This is a genomic window from Streptomyces sp. NPDC006012 (assembly GCF_042871185.1).
In the GTDB taxonomy this organism is placed as follows: domain Bacteria; phylum Actinomycetota; class Actinomycetes; order Streptomycetales; family Streptomycetaceae; genus Streptomyces.
Window position 1 is genome coordinate 386,375 of the sequence record NZ_JBIAIE010000001.1, and the last position, 24,780, is coordinate 411,154.

General features: G+C 70.3%; 15 protein-coding genes. 2 read left to right on the forward strand and 13 right to left on the reverse strand.

Going from position 1 to position 24,780, the window contains the following annotated elements; all coding sequences use genetic code 11:
* Window positions 1–4 precede the first annotated feature (4 nt).
* Window positions 5–1,399, forward strand: coding sequence for an OFA family MFS transporter (locus ACFYPJ_RS01690; protein WP_389008807.1), 1,395 nt, complete (start codon window positions 5–7; stop codon window positions 1,397–1,399).
* 136 nt (window positions 1,400–1,535) lie between these two features.
* On the opposite strand, the gene ACFYPJ_RS01695 is transcribed toward ACFYPJ_RS01690, so the two are convergent.
* From ACFYPJ_RS01695 to ACFYPJ_RS01720, 6 genes are all read right to left on the reverse strand, one after another.
* On the reverse strand, window positions 1,536–2,219 hold the full coding sequence (locus ACFYPJ_RS01695; RefSeq protein ID WP_389008810.1) for a GntR family transcriptional regulator: 684 nt from the start codon (window positions 2,217–2,219) through the stop codon (window positions 1,536–1,538).
* Between the two features lie 762 nt (window positions 2,220–2,981).
* Entirely contained in the window at window positions 2,982–4,178 is a 1,197-nt protein-coding gene (locus ACFYPJ_RS01700; protein WP_389008813.1) for a cytochrome P450, read from the reverse strand.
* On the reverse strand, window positions 4,132–5,871 hold the full coding sequence (locus ACFYPJ_RS01705; protein WP_389008815.1) for a phytoene desaturase family protein: 1,740 nt from the start codon (window positions 5,869–5,871) through the stop codon (window positions 4,132–4,134). The genes ACFYPJ_RS01700 and ACFYPJ_RS01705 overlap by 47 nt, the downstream gene beginning before the upstream one ends.
* 5 nt (window positions 5,872–5,876) lie before the next feature.
* Entirely contained in the window at window positions 5,877–7,541 is a 1,665-nt protein-coding gene (locus ACFYPJ_RS01710) for a phytoene desaturase family protein (protein WP_389008818.1), read from the reverse strand.
* On the reverse strand, window positions 7,531–17,244 hold the full coding sequence (locus tag ACFYPJ_RS01715) for an amino acid adenylation domain-containing protein (protein ID WP_389008820.1): 9,714 nt from the start codon (window positions 17,242–17,244) through the stop codon (window positions 7,531–7,533). Before ACFYPJ_RS01715 ends, ACFYPJ_RS01710 begins: the two co-directional genes overlap by 11 nt.
* 117 nt (window positions 17,245–17,361) lie before the next feature.
* A complete protein-coding gene (locus tag ACFYPJ_RS01720; protein WP_389008823.1) occupies window positions 17,362–18,195 on the reverse strand; it encodes a sterol desaturase family protein in 834 nt (277 codons plus the stop codon).
* 475 nt (window positions 18,196–18,670) lie between these two features.
* On the opposite strand from ACFYPJ_RS01720, the gene ACFYPJ_RS01725 reads away from it, so the two are divergent.
* Window positions 18,671–19,549: an aldo/keto reductase gene (locus tag ACFYPJ_RS01725; protein ID WP_389008826.1), complete on the forward strand. Its 879-nt coding sequence runs from the start codon at window positions 18,671–18,673 to the stop codon at window positions 19,547–19,549.
* Between the two features lie 332 nt (window positions 19,550–19,881).
* Here the strand turns inward: ACFYPJ_RS01725 and ACFYPJ_RS01730 are convergent, their stop codons facing one another.
* The 7 genes from ACFYPJ_RS01730 to ACFYPJ_RS01760 all read right to left on the reverse strand — a co-directional run bounded on the left by ACFYPJ_RS01730 (window position 19,882) and on the right by ACFYPJ_RS01760 (window position 24,503).
* The gene (locus tag ACFYPJ_RS01730) at window positions 19,882–20,538 is read right to left on the reverse strand and encodes a hypothetical protein (RefSeq protein ID WP_389008829.1); all 657 of its coding nucleotides are present in this window, start codon (window positions 20,536–20,538) and stop codon (window positions 19,882–19,884) included.
* A 268-nt stretch (window positions 20,539–20,806) separates the two neighbouring features.
* Window positions 20,807–21,115, reverse strand: a complete 309-nt coding sequence (locus ACFYPJ_RS01735; RefSeq protein WP_389008832.1) for a hypothetical protein — start codon at window positions 21,113–21,115, stop codon at window positions 20,807–20,809.
* Entirely contained in the window at window positions 21,112–22,278 is a 1,167-nt protein-coding gene (locus ACFYPJ_RS01740) for a hypothetical protein (RefSeq protein WP_389008834.1), read from the reverse strand. Before ACFYPJ_RS01740 ends, ACFYPJ_RS01735 begins: the two co-directional genes overlap by 4 nt.
* Window positions 22,279–22,426: 148 nt before the next feature.
* Window positions 22,427–22,648 (reverse strand): hypothetical protein, encoded by a 222-nt coding sequence (locus ACFYPJ_RS01745; protein ID WP_389008836.1) that lies wholly within the window; start codon window positions 22,646–22,648, stop codon window positions 22,427–22,429.
* Window positions 22,649–23,285: 637 nt separating this feature from the next.
* Complete coding sequence (locus ACFYPJ_RS01750) at window positions 23,286–23,414, reverse strand: hypothetical protein (protein ID WP_389008839.1); 129 nt, start codon at window positions 23,412–23,414, stop codon at window positions 23,286–23,288.
* 235 nt (window positions 23,415–23,649) lie between these two features.
* Window positions 23,650–23,853, reverse strand: a complete 204-nt coding sequence (locus ACFYPJ_RS01755) for a hypothetical protein (RefSeq protein WP_389008842.1) — start codon at window positions 23,851–23,853, stop codon at window positions 23,650–23,652.
* Window positions 23,850–24,503: a hypothetical protein gene (locus ACFYPJ_RS01760; RefSeq protein ID WP_389008845.1), complete on the reverse strand. Its 654-nt coding sequence runs from the start codon at window positions 24,501–24,503 to the stop codon at window positions 23,850–23,852. The genes ACFYPJ_RS01755 and ACFYPJ_RS01760 overlap by 4 nt, the downstream gene beginning before the upstream one ends.
* Window positions 24,504–24,780 lie beyond the last annotated feature (277 nt).

Genomic DNA, 24,780 nt, shown 5'->3' on the forward strand with positions numbered 1-24,780 from the left:
GGAAATGACAACGGCATCAACCGTACGACCCGCATACCGAGAGGTCACAGATGCGAACGGACGTGTGTACCGGGTCGGCGAGAGCGCCAGGGACATTCTGGGCGGCCCGCGCCTGCTGATGGTGATACTTCCGTGGGTGGCCATGATGGCCATCAGTGTCGCGGAATACGCCTACGGCTCGGCCGAGGAAGTCCTGTCCGACGTGCATGGCTGGACGTCCACCAACACGTTCTGGGTCCTCGGCGTGTGGACGGTCTTCCAGGCCGCAGTCGCCTTCCCGACGGGCAGGCTGCGGGAACGCGGGATCCTCAGTGCCCGCGGTGCCACCCTCGTAGGAGCCGTCCTGGCCGGGATCGGCTTCTTCGCCCTCAGCTACGCGCCGAACGTGCCGCTGGCGATCCTGGGCTTCGGGTTCTTCGGTGGCACGGGCGCCGGCATGGTCTACTCGACCTGCGTCAACATCGTCGGCAAGTGGTACCCGGAACGGCGAGGCGGCAAGACCGGCTTCGTCAACGGCGGTTTCGCCTACGGATCCGTACCGATGATCTTCGTCTTCACCTACTCCTTCGACGCCGGCAACTACCACACGGTGCTCGACCTGGTCGGTGTCTACGTGCTGATCCTCGTGGCGGTCTGCGGCTGGTTCTTCAAGGACCCGCCGAAGAACTGGTGGCCCGAAGAGGTCGACCCGATCCAGCACAGCCAGAACGCCGCCAGCGACAAGTCGCTGTCCAAGAACCCGCCTGCCGTGCGGCAGTACGAGCCGATGGAGGCCATCCGCACCGGGATGCTCCCGCTGATGTGGTTCTGCCTGGTGCTGTGCTCCGGGGTGTCCATCTTCGGCATCTCCTTCCAGGTCCCGTACGCGAAGGACATCGGGTTCGGTCCGCTGGTGGCCGCCTCGTCGATGGGCATCATGTCCATCATCAACGGCACCGGCCGCGGGGTGACCGGCTGGCTGTCCGACCGGCTCGGCCGCAAGCAGACCCTGATCCTGGTGGTGGCGGTCGAGGGCCTGTCGCAGTTCGGTGTCCTGTGGGCCGGTGACATCCGCAGCGAATGGCTCTTTCTCATCTTCGCCTTCATCTCCGGCTTCGGCGGCGGCGCGTTCTTCCCGATGTTCGCGGCGCTGACCCCGGACTACTTCGGCGAGAACAACAACGCCCAGAACTACGGGCTGGTCTACAGCTCCAAGCTGGTCGGCGGGCTGGCCGGCAGCGGCCTGGGCGCGACGGTCGTCGCGGCCTGGGGCTACTCCGGGGCGTACGCCCTCGCCGGATGCCTCGGCCTCGCCTCGGCGGCGCTCGCGCTGCTGCTGCGGCAGCCGGGCCGTCCCTCGGCGCGTCGGGTCCGGGCCGGGGCCGGTGGTGCGTTGCAGGTGAGCGGCGAAACGGTCTGACCCGCACGCTCGCACAGGGCTGACCCAGCCGCTCGTCGCGGTCCGTTCCTCCGCCATCGGCGGACGGACCGCGGCGGGCGGCTTCTCCGCGCCGCGCCCGGCGCCGCACCGCTCCGGTACGTGCGTACGTCCGTGCCTACTGCTCGGGGTTCTTGCGCTTGTGGTAACTGACACGGGTGTGTTCGGTGTGATCCCGCATCAGCTCTCGCGTCCGCTGTTCGTCGCCCGCCTTGATGGCCTCGATCATCGCCCGGTGCTCCTGCCACGACAGCGCGCCGCGGGTACGGGCGACGGGCGTGTAGAACCACCGGACGCGGCGATCCACCTGCGCCAGCAGCTCCGCCAGGACCGAATTCGCCGCCAGCTCCATCAGATACGCGTGAAAGGCGGCGTTCGCGGCGACTACGGCGTCGACGTCATCGTCCGCCAGGGCCTGTTCGCCCGTCTCGCACAGCTCGCGCAGCCGCGCCGTGGCCTGCGGCGTGGCGTTGGCCGTCGCCAGTCGTGCCGCCTCGGCCTCCAGCAGACCCCGGACGACCAGCAGTTGGTCGGCCTCCTCCTCCGTGGGGTCGTGGACAAACGCCCCCTGGGCCGGGCGCAGGTCCACCCAGCCCTCGGTGTTGAGCCGTTGCAGGGCCTCGCGGACCGGCTGGCGGGAGACGCCCAGGTGGCCGGCGAGTTCGGTCTCGACCAGATGCTGCCCGGGCTTGAGCGACCTGGTGACGATCAGCTCCAGCAGGGCCTCGTAGACCCGCTCGCGCAGCGGGCCGGGGCGCTCCAGCTTGGGTACGGTGCCGGTCGGCAATGCCGCGGACGTCATGGCTCCACCTCTCGGCAGCGGTCAGCCTGATTGAAATTGGTTTTCGTCTACAGTCTACGCGCTCCTTGCATGGGGTCATGACCGCATGCGGGTCGGGGGAGATCAGGCCATTGTTCTGCACCCGTATTGCGCAGTCAGAATACTGTAGACAGAATGTTGTCGACCATCGGGAGTGCTCTGCCGATCTGCGGACGCGGCAGGAGGTGTGGTGCACGTGCGCCACTGGTAAGGACAGGGATTGCTGCAGCGAGTCACTGAACCAGGGCCGGTCGACACGGGCCGGACCGCCGCGTGGTGCCGCAGGAGCAGCGACGTGTCCCGACGGGACGCGGTCTCGTCCCTGGCCGAGGTCCGCCCGGCTGTCGGCACCGGCCCGCGCGGCATTCCATGATCGTGTACACGCGCGAGCAGCGCCCGGTTCAGCGTACGGCGGCCACCGTGAGCTGACGGCGATGCAGCACGTGACACGGGCGCGGGACCGGCCGGCGGGAGCGCCCCCTGGGCCGGCCGGTCCCGGCGTCAGCCCGCACCCTCCACCGGCCCCTCCGCCCGCACCCCCGCGAACCCTCCTGCCTGCACTCCCGCGAGCCGTTCCGCCCGCACCCCCCACCGATTCACTCCGCCCGCGCGCCTGAGGAACCACGCCAGGCGCGCGGGCGGCCAGGCGACGTCACGGCCCGCGGTGCCACGGCCTGCAACGCCGCGGCCCGCGGTGCCGGGGCCGCGAGCGGCATCCGGGGCGCCGCGATGCCGCCGACGGCCTCACCAGTCGACCGGCAGTTCGTGCAGGCCCTTGAGCATCGTCTCCTCCCGCCAGCGCACCTCGCCGTCGGGCGCGGCCAGCTTCAGCGCGGGCAGGCGGGTCAGCAGGGTTTCCAGTGCCACCTGGAGCTCCAGCCGGCCCAGCCGCGCCCCGACGCAGAAGTGCGCGCCGTGTCCGAAGGTCAGGTGCGCGGCCTCCGGCGCCCGGTCGAGGACGAGCGCCTCGGGGTCCCGGAAGACCGCCGGATCCCGGTTGGCCGCCGACGTGTCGACCAGTACCGGTTCCCCCGCGCGCACGAGGCTCCCGCCCACCTCGACGTCCTCGGTCGCGTACCGGCAGAAGACGAGGCCGTTGGGCATCGGCACGTAACGCAGCATTTCCTCGATGGCGACCGGGAGGTCCGCCGGATGCTCACGCAGCCGTGCCAGCCAGTCGGGGCGGCGCAGCAGCAGATAGCAGAAGTTGGGGATCTGTTTGGAGGTGGTGACGAACCCCCCGGTGAGCAACTCGATGGAAAGCTTGATCAGTTCCTCGTAGGAGAGGCGTTCCTCCTCGTAGTGGGCCCGCACGAGGCAGGTGAGCAGGTCGTCGCGCGGATCCTGCCGGCGCTTTTCCACCATCTCGGTCAGGTAGGCGAAATACGCACCCGATTCGGCGGCGAGGTCCTCGTTGGTCACGACCTGGGCCAACAGGACTTCAAGCCACTTCTGGACGCGGTGACGGTCCGCTGCCGGCACGCCGAGCAGATCGCAGATCATGGCGATCGACAGCGGGACCGCGAAATCCTGCACGAGGTCGCCCGGTGGTCCCGACTCCTCAAGCCGGTCCAACAGGTCGTCCGCGGCCTCGCGCACCACGACCCGCATCTGCTCGACACGGCGCGCGCTGAAGTGCCGGGCCACCACACCGCGCAGCCGGGTGTGCACGGGCGGGTCGGTGGAGAGCAGCCCGTCACCGCCCGGTGAGAGCTCCCTCATCCGCGGCTGGTCCCGTTCCACTCCGGCCGCCAGACTGAACCGCGGGTCGGACAGGACGAACCGCGCGTCGGCGTGCCGGGTGACCAGCCAGGTGTCCTCGCCGTAGGGCAGCCGGACCTTGCGCAGCGGCCCGTCGCGCAGTTCGGTGTAGATCGGGGAAAGCTCCAGGGGGTCAGCGGACGTGAACGGATACGGCAGCGGCGCCGGTCGTTCGCTCATCGGGGTCTCCATCCTTCCCATCGGGTCCTACGGGGATGACGGCATGGGTCGGGAGCGGCCCAGACTCGTCGATGTGTGCGGTGAACGCCCTGCCGTCGTCGCGGCAGACGAACTGCATGACGTGCCGGCCGGCGGCCGCGGCACGGATGAGGCCGCCGGTGGTGGCCCAGACGCCGGAGATGTAGAAGTTCGCGAGGCCGGGGAGGGCCGGCCCGTACTTCTTGACGACCTTCTCCATCGTCTCGCCGCTCTCCACGAACGGCTGCCAGCCGAGGACGGTCCCGTCGTAGTTCCCGGTGTAACGGACCTGGGTGAGCGGGGTCGACACGTCCCGTACCGCGACGTTGTCCGTCAGGCCGGGGAACCGCCGGTCCAGGAAGCCCAGCAGCATGTCGCGCACCTGGTGCTTGGCCTCGTAGTACGGGCGCCCGCGGCGCACCGGCAGGGTGTGCAGCTCCGTTCCGCCGCGGCTGCGGGTGCGCTGCTCCGGGCCGTCGCTCAGCGCGCGCCAGGGACCGACGTCGCTGAAGTAGGTGGCGTAGACGACGGTCGACCTCTCGGGCGACAGCTCCGGGTAGTGCTGGCTGCGGAACTGGACGTTGATGCTCGGATGGCGGATGCCGACCAGCCGCGCGGCCTCCTCCTCGGTCAGCAGGTACGTGGTGCAGGGAGCGCCTTCCGGGAAGGGGCGCCGCAGCCCGAGGAAGAGGGTGACGTATCCGGGGAAGACCATCCCCGGCTCGTCGATGACCTCGGTGTACAGCCGCCGGTACTCCTCGGGGAGGTAACGGCCCTTCAGGAGCTTCATCGTGGTGGCGTGCCCGTCGCACGCCGAGACCACGATGTCCGCGCGGAACTCCCGCCCGTCGCTGAGCCGCACCCCCACCGCCCGGTCGTCCTCGACGAGGACCTCGTCCACCTTCGTGTTGTAGCTGACCTCGCCGCCGAGCCGCAGATAGCGCTGCTCGATCGAGGTCGCGAGCCCCAGTGAGCCGCCCTCCGGCACCCCGGCCGAGAGATTGGCGTGCGCGGACAGCTGGAAATAGAACGGCAGCACCGGAAAGGCGGAATGCTTCTCGTAGAGGATGAAATTGAACGCCTCGCGCAGCAGCGGATCCTTGAACTTCGCGGAATAGTCCGTCATCAGGACACTGATCGACTTGCGGATGACATTGAAATAGGGGACGAACGACGCGAGCATGCGCCAGCGTTCGGCCCGGCCCATCAGCCCCACCGGCTTGAGGAAGGGATACACGGCGAGGCACTTGCGGAACTTCCGCAGCCCCGAGCAGAAACCGCGGATCAGCCTGGCGTCGGCCGGGGAGATCTCCAGCAGATGGGCTTCGAGCCGGTCCGGGTCGGAATAGAAGTAGACCGCCCGGCCGTCCCGCCCGCGCACCACGTTGAAGACGTCGAAGTGCCGCATCTGCTTGCCCTGGAGCGCGCCCAGCTCCAGCCAGATCTGGTGCATCTCGTTGCCCGGCCCGTTGCCGAGCAGCCAGCTGACACAGCAGTCGAAGGTGAAGTCGCCGCGGTCCCAGGCCGTACAGCAGCCGCCCGGGATCTCGTGCATCTCGAAGATCCGGGTCCGGTAGCCGTTCATCTGCGCGTAGCAGCCGGTGGACAGTCCGCCGAGACCGGCCCCGATGATGATCATCGTCTGGCGTTCGCGGGCCTTTCGAGGCCTCGTCATGCCCTTCACCTCATGCTCTTGTCGAGCTGGGGCAGGTGGCCCAGCTTCCCTGGATGCCACGTCTCGCCGGCCGTGCTCTCCCACGCCCGGAACTGAAGGCCCAGCTCCTCGCAGAGGTACTGGGCGACGAACCGGCCGCCGGCCGCCACCCGGATCAGCCCGCCGCCGGTGAACCACTGGCCCGCCAGCCAGAGCCCGTCGAGCCCCGGCAGCCGCAGCCGGTCCTTCTCGATCAGGTTCTGGATCAGGCCGTCGGCTTCGGTGTAGGACTTCCAGGCGAGGATGGAGCCGTGCAGATTGCCGGTGTAGCGCTCGGTGGTCGCGGGCGTGGCGACGTCGACCACCTCGATGCGCGCGGCGATCCCCGGATGGTGGCGCTCCAGGAACTCCCTGACGAACCGGCCGGCCTCCTGCTTGCGCGCCCGGTAGGCGCCGCGGTCGGTGCGGCGCAGTTCCTTCCAGGAGGTGTAGTCGCTGAAGTACGAGCAGTGGATCACCGACTTGCCGGGCGGTGCCAGCCCGTCCGAGAACCGGGAGCGCAACTGCACCACCAGACTGCCCTGGAGCACGCCCGGCAGCCGGGCGCTGTCGGCGTCGGAGAGCAGATAGGTCGCGCTGTGCGGGGCGTCCGGTGCCACATCCCCGGCGAACCCGACGAACACCGACACCACCCCCGGGTAGACCAGCTTCGGGGTGCCGAGGACCGACTGGAACAGCCGGTCGGTCCGGGGGCTGGAGTAGCGTCCCTCCAGCAGCCGGTCCAGGGTGGTGGCGCCGTCGCAGGCCGCCACGACGTGGTCCGCGTAGTGCCGCTCGCCGCCGCGCAGTTCCACGCCGACCGCGCGGCCGTCCTCGATCAGGATCCGTTCCACCCGGGCGCGGTAGTCGATCCGGCCGCCGAGCGAGGCGTAGCGCTCCTCGATCGACCGGGCCAGCCCCAGCGAACCGCCCTGCGGGAAGCCCGCGTTGGACTGGTGGGCCCCCGCCAGGTTGAACAGGTACGGCAGCAGCGGGAAGACCTCGTGGTCCTGGAAGAAGACGAACGGCAGCGCCCGCCGCAGCAGCGGATCCTCGAAGCGCGCGGCGAAGGACTCCATGGAGGTCCCCGCGGTACGCCGGAACAGGTTCAGCAGCGGCAGGATCTTCCGCAGCATCCTGGCCTTCTCCCGCAGCGTCAGCAGCGGGGCCGGCTTCAGGAACGGGTAGATGTCGATGTCGGAGAACCGCCGCAGGTCACGGCAGAACGACCGGATCAGCGGCGCGTCCGCAGGCGAGAGCCGCAGCAGGTGCCGCTCCAGCCGGTCGGGGTCGTTGTAGAAGACCACCGACCGGCCGTCGTCGTCGACGACCGTGTTGAACACCTCGAAGTTCCGGATCGTCTTCCCGTCCAGGGCCCCCAGCTCGCGCCAGACCTGATGGGCCTCGTTGCCGGGGGCGGTACCGGTCAGCCATTCGATGCAGTAGTCGAAGACATAGCCGTCCCGGGACCAGGCCGTGCAGCAGCCGCCCGGCAGCACGTGCTTCTCGAAGACACGGGTCTCCATGCCGCTCATCTGCGCGTAGCAGCCGGTGGACAGCCCGCCCACGCCCGCTCCGACGATGATGACGCGCGGCTTTTCCCCCGGAGCGCGTTCGCGTTCGCTCCACCGCACCCTGGAACTACGCCGCATGCGGGGCCGCCCCTTCGATCACGGCGGCGTGCGTCAGGACGCCGCGCACCAGCCGGGCGTTGTGCTCGATGCACCCCGGGTCGAGCATGTCCGCGTGGACGCCTGCGCCGCGCAGCACCTCGGTGCGGACGGTCGAGGTGCCGTGCCAGGTCCCGCGCTCACCCGCGGCGTAGAAGGCCACCTTCTGCTCGTCGGAGACGACGGTGACGGCCGCGCCGACCGTGCCGAGGTTGGGGGTACGGCCGCAGAAGGCGATGTAGTCCCTGGCCTGGTCCAGGGTCTCCTGCGCGAGGGTCTCGGAGCCGGTGTGCTTGTGCAGGTGCTCGCGCAGCTCCCGCTCGAACGCCTCGATGTGCTCGACGTCCGGGGTGAAGGCGGCGTCGATGCGGTACGAGTCGACGATGACGACGTCGGCGACCTCACGGCCGCGCCGTTCGAGCTCCTTGGCCACCTCGAAGGCGAGGTTCCCGCCGAGGGAGTAGCCGAGCAGCGCGCAGGGCCCCTCGGGCTGGTGCGCGGTGATCAGATCGGCGTACCGGGTGACCTTGTCGTCCTCGGCGACGTAGTTGAACGCGACGAGTTCGTACTCCGGCAGCTGCTCGGCGAACCGCCGGTAGACCAGGCCGTGTCCGCCCGCGGGCGGGAAGCAGAACACGGCGGGACCCGCCCCCCGGTTGAAGCGGAGGAACGGCTGCGCGCCCGGCAGCCGGCCGGTGATGATGTGCTCGACCGTCCGGGCCATCCCGTGCAGCGTCGTCACCTTGAACAGCTGGCTGACCGGGATGCTGATCTCGAACTCGTTCTGCAGCCCGTGGATCAGTTCGATCAGCTTGATCGAACTGCCGCCGGCCTCGAAGAAGTCGTGCTGGAGGCCGACCTCCCGCAGGCCGAGCAGCGCCGCCCAGTGGTCGGCCATCCGCGTCTCGTAGAGCGTCACCGGCGGCTCGTGGGCGTCCTCGCCGGCCGCGAACCGGGGCTCGGGCAGCGCACCGACGTCGACCTTGCCGTTCGCGGTGAGCGGCAGCGCGGGCAACTCGGTGAAGGTCGCCGGGATCAGATACGTCGGCAGGTGCTCGCCGAGGTGCCGGCGCAGCTCCCGCCAGTCGAGCTTCGCACCGGGTGCGGCGACGCCGTACGCGCACAGCGTGTTCTCGCCGCTCCCGTCCGGCCGGACGACGACGACCGCCTGGGCCAGGGCGGGCCACTCCGCGAGCTGGAACTCGATCTCGCCGATCTCCACCCGGTGGCCGCCGACCTTGACCTGAGAGTCGGCCCGGCCCAGGAGATGGACCCCGCCGCCGGTGTCCCAGCGGGCCAGGTCGCCGGTCCGGTACAGCCGTACCGGTGCCGCGCCGCCGACGTGGTCCAGGGTGCGGCTGACGAAACGCTCGGCCGTGTGGTCGGGATCGGCGAGGTAGCCGAGGGCGACCCCGGTGCCGCCGATCCACAGCTCGCCCGCCACGCCGGGCGGCACCGGTGCGCCGTGCTCGTCCAGGATGTACACCTCGGCACCGGGGAACGGCCGGCCGATCGGCACCATCTGGCTCGGTTCCAGGCCGTCGGTCGGACCCTCGAAGTAGGTGCTGTCGACGGTGGCCTCGGTGAGGCCGTAGGAGTTGACCACACGGGTGTCCGGGCCGGCCAGGGCGCGCAGCCGGTCGTACTCCTCCACCTTCCAGGTGTCCGAGCCGACGATCAGCAGGCGCATGAAGTCCAGGCGGGCGCCGTCGCGTTCGCAGTGGGCCATCAGGCCGCGGACGACGGAGGGCACGAACTCGGCGCAGTCGACCCGCTCGGCGCGCATCGTCGCGTACAGCCGCGCCGTGTTGAACAGCAGCTCACGGCCGACCAGCACCAGGGTCCCGCCGGAGCACAGGGCGCGGACCAGGTCACCGGTGAAGACGTCGAACGCCGGGCCGGCCATCTGCAGATGGACCCGGGCGTCGGTGTCGAGGCGGTACTCCGCCCGCCAGGCGGCGTAGGCGGACGCGAGGTTGTGGTGGCTGACCTGCACCGCCTTGGGCCGGCCGGTGGAGCCGGAGGTGTAGATGACGTAGGCCGGGGCGTCCATGCCGACGGCCGGATCGGGCGCGTCGGCGGCGGCACCGGCTGCAGCTGGTCCGGCCTGCTCGGTCTGCCCCGCCTGCCCGGCCGGATCTGCCTGCCCCGTCGGTTCCGACGGGACGGTCGCCGTGCCGGACAGCTCCGCCAGGGTGAGGACGCCGGAATGCCCGGCGAAGCGCTCACCGCCCGGGCCGTCCACGACGACGCGCGCGGCCCCGGCGTGCCCGGCCATGTAGGCCAGCCGGTCGGCCGGGTTGCCGGGATCGAGCGGCAGATAGGCGCCGCCCGCCCGCAGGACCGCCAGCAGGGTGACGACCAGCTCGGGCGACTTCTCCATGCAGACGGCGACCACCGCGCCGTCCCGGACGCCCAGTGCGCGCAGTCGCCGCGCCCGGCCGCGGCTGCGGCGGTCGAGTTCGGCGTAGGTCATGCGCTCGGTCGTGCCGTCCTCGGCGGGGGCGCACACGGCGATCGCCTCGGGGTGCTCGGCGGCGGCCCGGCCGATCAGCTCGTGCACCGGCACACCGGGACCGGCCGCCCGGCGTCCGGCGCCGCTCCAGTCGCCGAGGATCTGCCGGCGCTCACGGGCGCCCAGCAGTTCCAGCCGGCCGGCCGGGTGCGCGGCGGGCGCGCGGGTCAGGGCGTCGAGGACGTTGACGTAGTGCGCGGACAGCCGCCGCATCGTCTCGGCCAGGAACAGGTCGGTGTTGTACTTGAAGACGCAGTGGAAACGCCGGTCCGCCTCGTCCTCGTACACCGACAGCGTCAGGTCGAACTGGCCCTCCTCCTCGGGCAGTTCGATGTACTCCAGGCGGTAGCCGTACTTCTCGGTGGCCACCTTGTGGGTGAGCAGGATGAACATGGCCTGGAAGACCGCGGACCGGCTCGGGTCGTGCTGGAGGCCCAGTTCCTCCACCAGCAGTACGAACGGATACTCCTGGTTGTCCAGGCCGCCGAGCACGACCTCCCGGACCCGGGCGAGCAACTGCTCCACCGACGGCCGGTCACCCAGGTCGACGTGCAGCGGCAGCGGATTGACGAAGTAGCCGTAGACCGAGGAGAAGTCCTCCTGGGTACGGCCCGTCACCGGGCTGCCGACGATGATGTCGTCCTGCCCGGAGTAGTGGTGGAGCAGCAGGTAGTAGGCGCTGAGCAGCACCATGAAGACGGTGACGTTGTGCTCGCGGGCCACGTCGTGGACGCGGGCGCTCAGAGCGGCGTCGAGCACGAAGAACTCGGACGCGCCGTTGTGGGTCTGCACCGCGGGGCGGGGCTTGTCGGTGGGCAGGTCGAGCACCGGGACGTCGGCCGGCAACTGGGCCGTCCAGTGGTCGAGCATCCTGCGCGCCTCGGGCCCGGCGAGGAACTGGTTCTGCCAGTTCAGGAAGTCGAGGTAGCGCGCCGAGACCGGCGGCAGCTCGGGGGCGCGGCCCTGGCGCAGCGTCTCGTAGACCGCGAGCAGCTCCTCGATGAAGGTGAACGTCGAGATCGCGTCGGAGATGATGTGGTGGACGGCCTTCATCAGCACCCAGCGGTCGGGACCGCGCCGGAACAGGCGCAGCCGGACCAGCGGGTCGCGTTCGAGGTCGTACGGCTTGCGGTACTCGCGCACGATCATCGCGTGGACGTCGTCCCACGCCACGCCCTCGACGTCGAAGAGGGCGACGTCCCGGCGCAGCGCGGCCTCGGCGGCGGGGGCGACCGTCTGCACCGGCTGGCCCTGCTCGTGCGTGAAGTTGGCGCGCAGGCTGGGATGGCGCTCGATCAGCACCCGGAACGCATCGAACATCAGGTCGGGTTCGAGTTCCACGCGTACCTCGACCGCCCCGCCGATGTTGTAGGCGAAACCGTCGGGGTTGAGCTGCTTGAGGAACCACAGCGCCTTCTGGTTCTGGGTCAGCGGGTGCCGTCCCTCGTCCTGGAACAGCTCGACCGCGGCGCCGCCGGCGTCCTCGTCCGCACCGGTCGCCACCAGCTCGGCCAGGCCCTCGTGCAGCCGGCCGATCAGTTCGCCCACCGGGGCGCTGCTGAGCAGGGTGACGACCGGCAGCGCGAGGCCGAGTTCCGCGTGGACGCGGGAGCGCAGCTCCATCGCGAGCAGCGAGTCCAGGCCCAGCCCGCCCAGCGCGTGGTCGAGTTCGACCTGCTCGGCCGGCACCCGCAGCACGCCCGCGACCACCGCCGTGAAACGCTCCGCCACCAGGCTCCGACGGGCCGTGTCGTCGGCGTCCCGGAACGCGTCGAGGAAGCTGCTCTGTTCACCCTGCGCTGACGCCGACCCGCCCAGGGCCGCGGCCAGCTCGCTCACCAGCGGCGGCGGGGAGGCGTACCAGGCGAGGAAGACCGGCCAGTCGACGACCGTGGCGACGAGCAACTGGGCCCGGTCCTGCCCGATGACACGTTCCAGCACGGCCGTCCCCGCCTCGGGCGACAGGGAACTCATGCCGCGGTTCCTGCGGTAGTGCTCGATGAGCCCCAGCTCCTCGATCATGCCGGTCGCCCAGGGACCCCAGTCGAGGCTGAGACCGGGCAGGCCACGGGCCCGCCGGTGGTGCGCCAGCGCGTCCAGGAACGCGTTGCCCGCCGCGTAGTTGGTCTGCCCGGCGGTCGTCAGCAAGGAGGCGATCGAGGAGAACAGTACGAAGTGGTCGAGCGGTTCCTCGGCGAGATGCCGGTGCAGGAGGTACGCGCCGAGGACCTTGGGGTCGTGGACCGCGTCGAAGGTCTCCCGGTCCATCTCGGGCAGCAGGGTGTCGCGGACCTGGCCCGCGAGGTGGAAGACGCCGCGGATCGGCACGGACGCGAGCCGCCGGTACTCCGCCAGCCAGGCCGTCAGGCTCGCCTCGTCACTGATGTCGAGGGGGGCGAGGACGGGCTGGGCGCCCAGCGACTCCAGCTCCTGCACGAACCGGACGGCGCGGCCGGCCGCGGAGCCCGGGTCGGTCTCGCGCCAGTGCTCCCGCTCGGGCAGCCGGGTCCGGCCCACCAGGATCAGCCGCCGTGCACCCCAGGCGACCAGGGCGCGGCACAGCAGCCGGCCCAGCGCGCCGAACGCGCCGGTCACCAGGTAGGCGCCGTCGGCACGCAGCCGCAGCGGCAGTGGACGGGTCAGGTGGCCGGCGACCGGGGTGAGGCGGCTGATGCAGCGGCGGCCGGCGCGCAGCGCGATCTCGTCGTCGGTCTCACCGGCGGCCGTCACCTCCCGCAGCAGTGCCTCGGCGTCGGCCCCGCACGAGGTGGACGCGGGATCGAGATCGATCAGCTTCCCGCGGTGGGCGGTGAGTTCCTGCTGCCACAGCACGCGCCCGATGCCCCAGGCCGGAGCGGACAGCGGCTCGACCGGATCCGCGGAGACGACGGCCTGGGCGCCGCGGGTGACGATGTGCAGCCTGCCGCCCGGCAGCGCGGACGGCAGCCGCTGGGCGAGCGCGATCAGCGAGTAGCCGCCGGTGCCGGAGAGTCCGCGCAGCTCGTCGGCGGTGGCCGTCGCGTCGAACGTCGGCAGGTCGAGGTTCCACAGGTGTACGACGTGGTCGTACGGCCGGCCGCCCGCGGCGCGCAGGTCGGCGAAGAGACGGTCCAGGTCGTCGGCGGAGTCCGGCCGGACCGTCGACTCCCGCAGGTCGTCGGCGAGGCGGTAAGCGGTTCCGGGGCGCACCAGGTGGCAGTGCCCGCCGCGCCCGGCGATCAGCGCCGCGAGTGCGTCGCCGACGCCCCGGCCGTCGGCGAGGACGAGCCAGTGGGGCGCGGCCGTCCCGCTTGCGGAGTCGTCGTCCGCCGCGTACGGCGTGTCGATCCAGGCGACGTCGGCCAGCCAGGAGTCCACGGTGCTCAGGCTGACGGCGGCGGAGGCCCTCTCGATGTCGGCGGCGCGGAAGCCGCTGATCCGGCCGAGCGGTGCGCCGTCGTCGTCGTGGACGGCGATGTCACCGACGAGTTCACCGTCCGCCCGGCGGGTGACGACGGCGTGCGCCCACAGCGGCCGGTCGCCGACGGCGGCCATGCGCACCTCGTCGATCGACAGCGGCAGCCGGATGCCGCCCGCGGCGTCCTCGGCGTCGTCCCCGGTTTCGACGATCTGCGGGGTCAGCAGGGTCTGGAAGCAGGCGTCGAGGAGGACCGGGTGCATGTGGTGGCGGGCGGCGTCGTCGCCGATCGGCTCCGTCGGACGGATCCGGGCCAGCGCCTCGTCACGGCCGATCCACACCTCCTCGATGCCCTGGAAGGCCGGGCCGTAGTGGTAGCCCAGCGCCCCGAGCGCGGCATAGCAGTCGGCGCCGTCGAGCCGGCGCAGGCTGCGCGCCTGAACCGGGCCGGCGTCGAGCCGGGCCTGTCCGGCGGCGCGTTGCCCGGTACGGACGACACCGCGCGCGTGCACGGTCCGCTCCCGGGAGTCGTCGGCGTGCACCGTGGCGACGGTGAACGCGGCGTTCTCCGCGGAGAAGGAGAGCTGCACCGTGGCGGTGTCGCCGCCGGACTCCTCCGGGGCGCTCCCGCCGTCCGATCCGGCCGACAGGAACAGCGCCTTGCGCAGCTCGATGTCGGCGATCACGGCCTCCCCGCCGCCGGTCATCGCGCGCACGGCCTGCGTCGCCATCTCCACATAGCCCGCCGCCGGGAACAGCGCACTGCCCTGGATGCGGTGGTCGAGCAGATAGGGCAGGGCCTCGACGTCGAGCGCGGCCTCCCAGGTCGGTTCCGCCGTGGCCAGCCGACGGCCCAGCAGCGGGTGGTCGCGCCGGCCGAGCCGGACCTGCTCGACCGGCTTCGGCTCCGTCCAGTGCCGGTCCCGCTTCCAGGGGTAGCGGGGCAGCGTCACCGGCCTGCCCCGCGGGTGCAGCACCTCCCAGGCGATGTCGACGCCCGCGTTGTGGAGGGCCGCGAGCGAGAGGGTGAACCGCGCGCGCTCGTCCTCCTGACGCCGGATCGAGGGCAGGCTGCGCCCCTCGGCGCCCTTCGCGGTCAGGCACTCGGCGATCGAATGACCCAGCACGGGGTGCGGGCCGATCTCCAGGAAGAGACCGTGACCGTCCTCGACGAGCCGGTCGACGGCATCCCGGAAACGCACGCTGTCGCGGACGTTGCGCCACCAGTAGCCGGCGTCCAGCTCGGGCCCCTCGGCCCGGCCGCGGGCCGCCGCCTCCGGCCCTCCCGTCAGATACAGCGGCACCCGCGCGGCGCGCGGCTCCAGCCCGGCGAGCGAGGACAGCAGCTCGTCCTTGATCGGGTCCATGCGGGGGCTGTGGTAGGGCACCCGTACGGTGAGGAACTTGGCGAAGACGTCCTCCGCCCGGAGTTGCAGGGCCAGCTCCGCGAGCGCGTCCTTGTCTCCGGCGAGGGTGATCGCCGTCGGACTGTTGACGGCGGCCACCGACACCCGGTCCGCGTACGGCGCGACCCGCCGCTCGGCCTCGTCCTCGGACAGGCTCACGGCCAGCATCGCGCCGGTGTCCACCAGCTTCTGCTGGAGGCGGCTGCGGTGCACGACGACCGTGGCCGCCTCCCGCAGGGTGTAGACGCCCGCCTCGTAGAACGCCGCGACCTCGCCCGTGCTGTGGCCGACGACGGCGTCCGGACGGACGCCGCGGCTGCGCCACAGGGCCGCGAGCCCGACCTGGACGGCGAAGTTGGCGGGCTGGGCCAGCCAGGTCTCGCTCATCTTCGAGTCCGCCTCGTCGGCGGCCATCTCCTCCACCAGCGACCAGCCGGTGAGGTCCCGGATCTCGCGGTCGCAGCGCTCGACCGCCGCGCGGTAGACCGGCTCGGTCTCGAACAACTGCCGGCCCATGGCCCACCACTGCGGTCCCATCCCGGTGAAGACCCAGACCAGCCGCCGCTGCTCGCCCTCGCGCCGCTGGTCGACCAGCACATGGGGGTGCTGGTCGCCGCGCAGGTAGGCGTCGAGGGCCGCTTCGAGCGACGTACGCGAGTCGTAGACGACCGACAGCCGCGATTCGAGGTGCTGCCGGCGGCGGGCCAGGGTGTAGCCGATGTCGGTCAGCGAGGCGGCCGGAGCGTGGGCGACCCCGGCCAGCTCCTTGCGGATGCCGGCCGCCGCCTCGGGGAGCAGCGCCGGGTCACGTGTGGTCAGCGGGAGGATGGAATACGAAGACGGAACCGCCGGAACCGCCGGAACCGCCGCATCCCATCCCTCGGCCCCCGCGCCCACAACGGCCACCGCGGCACCGTCCGAAACCTCTGCCGCGCTCTCCGTGGCCTCTGCTGTGCCCTCCGCGCCCCCCGTGACTTCTGCTGTTCCTGCTGCGCCCGCCGCCGTGCTCGTCGTGGCCGCGGCCGTGCTCCCGGCGGCCTCCGCACGGGCGGGTGCCGCTTCGAGCAGCACGTGTGCGTTGGTGCCGCCGAAACCGAAGGAGTTGACCCCGGCGCGGGCGGGCCCGTCGTGCTCCGGCCAGTCGACCGTGCGGGTCGGGATCCGGTAGGGCAGCGCGTCGGGGTCGATCGCGGGATTGAGCTGGTCGAGATTGATGTGGGGCGGGATCTTCCGGTGTTTCAGGCTGAGCGCTGTCTTGATCAACCCGGCGATCCCGGCGGCTGATTCGGTGTGCCCGATGTTGGTCTTGACCGAGCCCACGTAGCAGGGGGCGCCGGGTTCTCTCCCGATCGACAGCGCCCGGCCTAACGCGCGCGCCTCGATCGGGTCGCCGACCGGGGTCGACGTGCCGTGGGCCTCGACGTACTGCAGGCTGCCGGGCACGATGCCCGCCTCGGCGCAGACCCGTTCGATCAGGGCGACCTGGGCGTCGGCGTTCGGCACGGTGATGCCGTTGGTACGGCCGTCCTGGTTGACGCCGCTGCCGATGACCACCGCGTGGATCGGGTCGCCGTCGCGCAGGGCGTCGTCCAGGCGCTTGAGGGCGACCACGCCGACGCCTTCGGCACGGACGTAACCGTCGGCCGACGCGTCGAAGGTGCGGGAGCGGCCCTCGGGGGAGAGGAAGCCGCCCTTGGTCTCGGCGATGGTGTACTGCGGCGCCATGTGCAGCAGCGTGCCGCCGGCGAGTGCCAGGCTGCTCTCGCCCCGGCTCAGGCTCTGGCAGGCCAGGTGGACCGCGACCAGCGAGGAACTGCATGCGGTGTCGAGGGAGACGCTGGGACCGCGGAAGTCGAAGCAGTAGGAGATGCGGTTCGACACCATGGTCATCATCGTGCCGGTCGCGGTGTGGGCGGCCAGTGTCTCGAACCCCAGGTCGGCGAACTGCAGGATCTTGTAGTCCAGCGTGAACGCGCCGACGAAGACGCCGACGTCCTGCCCCGCCAGTTCGGCCGGCTTCTGCCCGCCGTCCTCCAGCGCCTCCCAGGCCACCTCCAGTAACTTGCGTTGCTGCGGGTCCATGTGCGCGGCTTCGCGCGGGCTGATGCCGAAGAACGCCGGGTCGAATTCGTCAAAACCGTCGATGTACCCACCGCGCCCGCCGACCAGCCGGCCCGGCTTCGTCTTGTCCCGGCTGGCGAGGGTCGCGATGTCATACCGATTTCCGGGCGTCGCGGTGATGCAATCCTTTCCGTCGATCAGGTTCTGCCAGAACGTCCGGTGGTCCGAGGCGCCGCCGGGCATCCGGCAGCCGATTCCGATGATCGCGATCTTGTCGCGGGTGACGACCTTGCATAGGTCCGACATGGCCGAATCCTTGAGTTGTCGTGGCACGGCGGCACGTGTGAAAAGGGCAGGACGATGGCCCGACCGCGGCCGGCTCCGGCCGCGGTCAGGTGGAGGGTCGTACAGGGAGGTGCGTCGTCAGTTCACGGGCCGTCGCCACGACCGGAGTTGGCTGGCGAAGACGGCCTCGGTTCTCGGGAAGGACGCGGGGTCCTGGAGACCCACGGCGAGCGGCTTCCGGTCGGGATACCAGGTGTAACTGCCGAATATTCGGTCCCAGACAGCCAGGTCCGAGCCGTAGTGACCGGCCTCGGAGAGATCCGTGCTGTGGTGCAGACGATGCTGTTCCGGGCTGGCGAACACGTGGTTGAGCCAGCCGATGCGGACGTCGATGTTCGCGTGGATGAAATAGCCCTGCGTGATGACGAAGAGGCCGGTCGCGAACACGGACTGCTGTGAGAATCCGAACAGGCTCAGGCACAACTGCACACTGCTCTGCGCCAGCAGGATGTCCAGGACATGGTTGACGCCGTTGTTGGCGACGTTGACCTTCTCCGGCACATGGTGGATGCCGTGCAGTCGCCACAGCCAGCGGTTGGTGTGACCCAACCGGTGCACCAGATAGCTGGCCAGCGATCCCACCAGCAGCGCCAGCGGGATCTCGACCGCCAGGGGCAGCTTCGGCCTGGCCGGGGACAGGACGGCGATGAGTGCGGCGACCAGCAGTTGCGCGATGACGCTGCCCAAGTTGGTCAGCACGAAGTAGATGCCGTACCAGCCCCATTCACGGCGGTCCGGGTGCCAGGTGCGGTCGTAGGGGATCACCCGCTCCAGGATCACCAGATAGGCGATGACTCCGTACTGGAAGCCGGTGGTCGCCAGTCCGGGACTCAGGTGGTAGTGCGGTACCACGACAGCCACGGTGATCATCAGCAGCAGCAGCACGGGATACGCCGTGCGACGAATCCACATGGGCGCCCCCTCCCCTCCCTAAGACCCCGTGTCCCTCGCTTCGTACCTGCCCCCCGTGGCAGTGTGTAATCATGCGACAACTAAGAGTGATGATATGATCTTTGCGGGGTCACGGCTTCCGTAGGGGTGAAGGATTGAACGGAAGATCGACCTCCGGGCGGGTGACCGGCTTGGGTGACCGGTCCGTGCGACCGGCCAGGGGAGCGGCCAGGGGGCCTGCCTGGGCGACCGGCCGTCCGGGCGCAGCGGCAGGCGGAGGCGCCGTCCTGCCCGGCCGGCAGGACCGCCGCGGGTGCGCCGAGTGTGCCGACGGATCAGGATGGTGTGAGAGAGAAGCCGTACGGCGACAGCCTCGCCGTGCCTCCGGCAGAGCGCGGAGCCCGGCGGCCCGCCGCCCGCCCGCGGGCGATCGGCCGCGCGCCCGGAAGAACTTCGACGCCGTCGCCGCCGTCGTCCCCTGACCGAAGGACGTTCCATGACCGCATCCGCCGCCTCCAGCCCCGCCGAGGCTTCCGGCACCTTCTCCCTCGGCGGCGACCTGCCCGTCCATCGCCTCGGATACGGAACCATGCAGCTGACCGGTCCCGGCGTATGGGGCCCGCCCGCGGATCCCGGCGAAGCCGTGCGCGTGTTGCGGCGGGCCGTCGAACTGGGCGTGAACTTCATCGACACCGCGGACTCCTACGGCCCCTTCGTCAGCGAGCAGTTGATCCGCAAGGCGCTCCACCCCTACCCGGACGACCTCGTCATCGCCACCAAGGCCGGCCTGTCCCGCGCCGGTCCGGACGACTGGCGCCCGCTCGGCCGCCCCGAATACCTGCGTCAGCAGTGCGAGTTGAGCCTGCGCAATCTCGGTCTGGAGCGCATCCACCTCTTCCAGCTGCACCGCATCGACCGCAAGGTGCCGCTGGCCGAACAACTCGGCGAACTGGTGCTCCTCCAGCAGGAGGGCAAGATCCGGCACATCGGCCTGTCCGAGGTCACCGTCGAGCAGATCGGTCAGGCACGCCGGATCGGGAACATCGTGTCTGTGCAGAACCTGTACAACCTCGCCAACCGGGCCGCCGAGGACGTACTGGACCACTGCGAGCGCGAGAACCTCGCCTTCATCCCGTGGTTCCCCATGGCCACGGGCGAACTCGCCCGCCCGGGCGGTCCGCTGGACAGCGTGGCAAGAAAACGCGGCGCGAGTCCGCCGCAGCTCGCGCTCGCCTGGTTGCTGCGCCGTTCCCCGGTGCTGCTCCCCATCCCCGGCACGTCGAGCGTCGCCCACCTGGAGCAGAACGTCGCGGCCGCCGAAGTCGCCCTCACCGACGAGGAGTTCTCCCTGCTGGCCGACAGCGTCAACGCCTGACCGGTCCGCAACCGCCCCCCTCCGGGCCCATGACTGCGGACTCATGAGTGCGGAGGCATGCCCCCGGACGCATGAGTGCGGACCCATGCCTCTGGGGCCCATGACTGCGGACCCCCCCCGGGCCGATGACCGCGGACCCACGCCCTCGGGCCCGTGCCGGGCACCCCTTGCGAACGGGGCCCCACCCCGTTGTTTCCCGCTGTGTCCCGTTGCGCGCCGGGACGCGACTCCGATCCGCCGCGCGCCCCCGGCCGCGACCACGCCACAAGAAGGGGTGGCCGTCCTGGTGACGCGCGGCGATGGTGGGAGGGCCAGCCGACCCGTGGGTCAGATCAGTTGGCGGGCAGCACCTTCCAGGAGCCGGTGCCCGTCCCGCGGTCCGTGTAGTGGCTGGTGGACACGTCGTACTTGGCGCCCTGCTGGCTGGAGTGGCCATTGGTGTCGAGGAAGCCGCCGTTGGCGGATCCGTAGTCGTTCAGCAGGTGCACGATGTCGTCCGTGCGGATGGTGCCGTCCGTGGGTGAGGACGTCCTGCCGAAGATGTGCCACTTCCCCGTGCCGGGGCCGCGGTCCTTGGTGACGGTCGTGGACACCTCGTACTTGGCGCCCTGACGGGTGGCGTGGCCGTTGGTGTCCAGGTAGGTGCCGCTGCCGTACTGGTTGATGAGGTAGATGACGTCGCCGCTGGTGACGCGGGTGCCGTTGGCCTTGCCGGTGGCGGAGGCGACCTTCCAGACCGAGGTCGCGGGTCCGCGGCTGTTGGGGGTCTGGTTGGTGCTCACCTCGTAGGTGGCGCCCGGCTGGCTGGAGTGGCCGTTGGTGTCCAAGTAGCCGCCGTCACCTCCGTACTGGTTCTGCAGTAGGATGTCGCTGCCGTAGGTCAGTTCGCCGACGGCGGCGGCACCGGCGGCCGTCGACGGAGCGGCGAACGAGGCCGCCGCCGCGGCAAAGGCCGCGGTGGCGGCACACGCCGCCAGACGCTGCTTCATGGTGTGGAACACGCACCCTCCAGGTCGCTCTGTGTGCACGGTTGGCTGCACAGTGGTGAGTGTGTCGCGACGCTGGGGCGGCTATGCCGGGCTTGTGTTTTCTGTTGTGCTAAACCCCTCTATACGGGGAAGTTCCCCGGCCCGCGTACGTCCCCTCGCACCTCTCTCATACGGGCCCTCGTACGACCCCCTCGTACGGCTCCTCGGGCGGACCGGTCTCCATGGCGGACGTCGATCACGGGTGGCAGGCCGGCAGCGGCCGTGCGGCTCAGGACGCCCAGTGCCGGTAGGCATCCACCCAGGCCCATCCCTCGGGCGCGGGTTCGGGCAGCGGCAGGTCGAGGAGGCCGATCGCCTGACGGTACCGGCCGCGTCTGCACAGGGCGACGATGCCGGTGCCGGGCCGGAGCCGGAGGGCGGTGACAGTCACCGTGACACCGAGCACGACTGTGTTGAACGGCAGGGCGAGGCGGTCCTCGACGACCGAGTGGAAAGCGGTGAGCTGTTCGTACTCGTCGTGGGCATCGATGATCGCCTCCGCGGTCATGGCATCGAGTTCGGCGGTGGTCAATCTCATCGCCCGTGTCGTCCTTCGGCGCGCAGGAGTTCCGCGAGCCGGGTGCCGACCGGGGTGATGCTCGGCGAAGGCTCGTGTCCGTAGTGGCGCTTCTTGCGGCGGCACAGCAACTCCTCGCCGTCCCGTTCCCAGGTGAACGCGGGTTTGCGCAGGAGCGCGCGGAACACGGCGTCTGCGTTCCCGGGATGGCGCTGGACCAGGCGGCGGATGACCATGGGGGAGACGGAGTCGTCGTTGAGGTACTCCCTGAGCTGGGCCAGGCAGGTACGGTCACGGACCAGGCGCGGATCGGCGAACAGGGCGTCGAGGCGGCCGAAGTCGGCGTAGTAGCAGATGCCTTCGGCCTCGTCGCAGATCACAGCGACGGTGTCCGCGGCGAGGAGTTCCTCGGGAAGGCTGCTGAGCTCGTCGAGTGAGGGCCCCGTCTTCGCCGCCTGCGCGGCGGTCTCCTCGTCGAGTCCGGCCACTGACTTGTCCCACCGGTGACGGTGGTACTCCCGCAACCGGACGTGCGCCTCTGCGGGATCGAGGACGAGCAGGTCGGTGCCGAACACCTCGATGAAGTCGGCGCGGGCCTCGGCCTGCATCTCCCAGGCCCTGCGCAGCATCTCGGGATTACGGCGCAGCAACTGCGGATTGACGCTGAGGGTCTGGGCGGCGACCCGTGCCAGCTCCGGACCGTCGCCGGGCGGGTAGGTGGTGAGGTTGCCGCTGACCAGCCAGGCGTCGGTGTCGGGGTGGACGGGCACGATACGGGCGGCGACGAACATGCCCTTGCGGAGTTTTCCGAGTGCCCGCTGTCCCAGGTTGGAGTGGACCCGGTAGACGATGTCGTCGAGCAGGTTGTGCAGGATGGCGGCGTCTCGTTCGAGGCCCTGTACCTCGAAGACCCCCTCGACCACGTCGCACCAGCCGAGCAGCATCGCACGCTCGTCCTCCGGCAGCGGCGGTCGGCGCTGGGCCACGAACCGCTCGACGACGGTGGAGCCGTCCGCCAGCCGGTACTGCAGCACGAAGTGATCGATCGTCTCGATGGCGGCCGCCTCGTCCAGGAAGCCGAGCCGGTCCGCGGCCTCGTCGAGCTGGGCATCCAGCCGCCGGGCGAAGCGCGGCCCCTGGGCGAACGCCACCAGCTCGCTCTTGAGATCTCCGCTTCGTGCCACCAGCCTTGCAATTTGCGGGGATGCCGTGGCGGAACTGCTCTGGACCAATTCTTCCTGCCTCTTCTTCAACCTGTTCCCCAGAATGTTCTTCAGACTCTGTGCCGCCGGCGTGTGCCGCCGGCTGCGGTAGCGGTGGCTCCATGCGTGGTCAGGAGCCCGGACGGTCGGGGCCGGCTCGTGGTTTGTCGGGCGAGCCGTTGGCGTTGAGGACGCGCACAGCGGAGTCGACGGCATCGTGGCCGGTGAGATCGACGCCCCGCGCGGCGAGGGCGGCAGGGGTCTGCTTGGGCAGACCCCACGCCTCCTCCGGCGGCTGGCTCCGCTTTCCCCGGCAAACGCTTGCCCACGCCTCGACGGACGGGACGTCCACGTTCTCCGGATGCGGAGTCCGGGCCTCTCGCAGGACACGGTCACAGCCGCAGGGGACGAGGTGGACGACGCACGGGCTTCTTGCCGCCGCCCGGCTTACGGCGCCCCCGACTCTTCGGCATGCCATCGAGTCTGACAGAGCAGGGCAAGGCGATGACCGGGTGGCCGAGGACAGTCCCCGCCGGGGTGACTGCAGCCGGGTCCGCCGACTTCGGCGCCCGGCCTTCGACGCGCCGGGAGCCTAGCGCGGGGAGCCTTTCGAGTGTGCCCCCGTAGGACTCGGACCTGCGATTCGGCGGCGTCCCCTGCCGAACCTCGCCGGTATACGCGCTGACCTGCACATTCCTACCGTGATACGGCTACGGCTTCGGCGTGCGCGCCTATGAGACGTCTGCGACCTGTCGCGTCATCAGGGCTGAATCACGGTTTTGACCTGCCACTTTTCGCAAAACGGGCAGCCGACGGGCTGTCCGGTGGCACAAGCCCATAGCCGTACGGTTCGGTCTGCTGTCAGTCGTCAGTCGTCAGTCGTCAGTCGCCAGCAGACGGCCGTCGGGCGAGAACGCCACCGGCCGAAGGGCATTGCGGTGACCGACGATGCTGGATCCCCCTGAAGACGTTGAACTGCCCACTCTTGCTTATCGGTTGACCGCCTGGAACTCCTGGACCGCCATGTCCTGGGTGGTCTCGAAGGTGCCGTCCGGCAGGTCGCCCTGCGTGCCGCCGGACCCTTCCCAGGAGATCTGCCAGGTGATGGAGGCCTTCAACTTGTACGGCTGGCCGCTGCTCGCGCGGAGATAGGTGATGCCGCATGGCGGTGTCTTGTCGGCATCGCCCTTGGCATACGGGGTGCCGATGGAGCCGTCGTCGTTGATTTTGCAGTCGCCGGAGGCAGGGTAGGTCTCGGCGTCAGCGGTGCCGGGTTCGAGACGCAGGGCGATCGGCTTTGCAGCCGTCTCCGTTCACACGCCCGCGTTCGGCAGCTCCGCGCGGACCTTGACCTCATTGGGGTTCTTGCTGCGTGACCTTGATGCGGGTGGTGGTGGCCGAGGCGGCGAGTGTGGTGCCGGACGCGCTGCCGGAAGGGCGGCCCGAGGACGGCGGCTCGACGTCGTCATCTCCGATGGCGTATGCCGTTGTGGAAGACAGGACCACGGAGCAGACCGAGACGGCGACAAGAGCACTCGCCTTCGCGACCAAGCTCATCGGCTGCATCCCGCCACCGCCACGGTCACAGAAGTGGTCTTCCACACGCCCTGAGGGTTTTTGTCCAGCCGGGTGCGGTATTGCAGCACTGACTCAGGCTTGTCCGGAGTCTTGACGATCTTCCCGGTCTTGCGGTTCTTCGTGGATGCCTGGCGCTCGTCAACGCAGTAGAAGAGGACGCCGGAGCCGCTGTCGCTGATGAGGGCCTTGGCGTTGAAGGCGGTGACCTTGCCGATGATGCTGTCGTCGTCGTCGACGAACTGCTTGATCCACTTGCGGGCGGACGCCTGGGTGGCTTCCGAACTGTAGAAGGCCACTGCTTCGGAGTTCAGATCCGCATTGATTACTGCGGCGTACTTCGCCCTCAGCTGCTCACGACCGTCATTCAGGATCGCCTGAAGCTTCGGATCGCTGTTCGACCAGTTCTCGAAGTCCGCCTGGAACTCCTTGGACAGCGCGATCTCCGGCCGGTTGACGCCGTCCGACGAGGCCGAGGCCGAAGGGCTCGCCGACGTCTTTCCGCCGCCGACATCTGCCCCCTTGATCTTGTCCGAGGTCGAGTCGTCGCTTCCTCCCGAGCCGCAGGCGGTCAGCAGGATGGCTGCGGAAGCGGTGAGCACGGCCGTGAAGAGCCGGGAGGGGCGGTTCACTTGTGGACTCCAGGTGGGGCTAGGGGTCTCTCGATCGACCCAAAGTTATCCACGTGATTTGGACAACACCAGCGCGGCTTCTGTGAAGGCGGGACAATCGGCCAACCGGAGGGACTGCCTGGGCGGCCCGCCGAGACCGTGTCCGTGCCCTCCTCCACTCCCTACGGCCGGTCCCCCCCCCGGGGACAGGTTTCGGTGTGCCTGGCCGGGCGCGCTCGGCATCAGCGGCCGCGGCGTAAAGAGACAGCATCTGCCGTGAGCGCCACCCAGTGATGCG

Coding starts and splice junctions, on each gene's coding strand:
- ACFYPJ_RS01755 (WP_389008842.1), bottom strand. CDS start 23,853: ATGAGCTTGGTCGCGAAGGCGAGTGCTCTTGTCGCCGTCTCGGTCTGC.
- ACFYPJ_RS01735 (WP_389008832.1), bottom strand. CDS start 21,115: ATGAGATTGACCACCGCCGAACTCGATGCCATGACCGCGGAGGCGATC.
- ACFYPJ_RS01730 (WP_389008829.1), bottom strand. CDS start 20,538: ATGAAGCAGCGTCTGGCGGCGTGTGCCGCCACCGCGGCCTTTGCCGCG.
- ACFYPJ_RS01705 (WP_389008815.1), bottom strand. CDS start 5,871: ATGACGAGGCCTCGAAAGGCCCGCGAACGCCAGACGATGATCATCATC.
- ACFYPJ_RS01690 (WP_389008807.1), top strand. CDS start 5: ATGACAACGGCATCAACCGTACGACCCGCATACCGAGAGGTCACAGAT.
- ACFYPJ_RS01700 (WP_389008813.1), bottom strand. CDS start 4,178: ATGAGCGAACGACCGGCGCCGCTGCCGTATCCGTTCACGTCCGCTGAC.
- ACFYPJ_RS01720 (WP_389008823.1), bottom strand. CDS start 18,195: ATGTGGATTCGTCGCACGGCGTATCCCGTGCTGCTGCTGCTGATGATC.
- ACFYPJ_RS01725 (WP_389008826.1), top strand. CDS start 18,671: ATGACCGCATCCGCCGCCTCCAGCCCCGCCGAGGCTTCCGGCACCTTC.
- ACFYPJ_RS01695 (WP_389008810.1), bottom strand. CDS start 2,219: ATGACGTCCGCGGCATTGCCGACCGGCACCGTACCCAAGCTGGAGCGC.
- ACFYPJ_RS01710 (WP_389008818.1), bottom strand. CDS start 7,541: ATGCGGCGTAGTTCCAGGGTGCGGTGGAGCGAACGCGAACGCGCTCCG.
- ACFYPJ_RS01715 (WP_389008820.1), bottom strand. CDS start 17,244: ATGTCGGACCTATGCAAGGTCGTCACCCGCGACAAGATCGCGATCATC.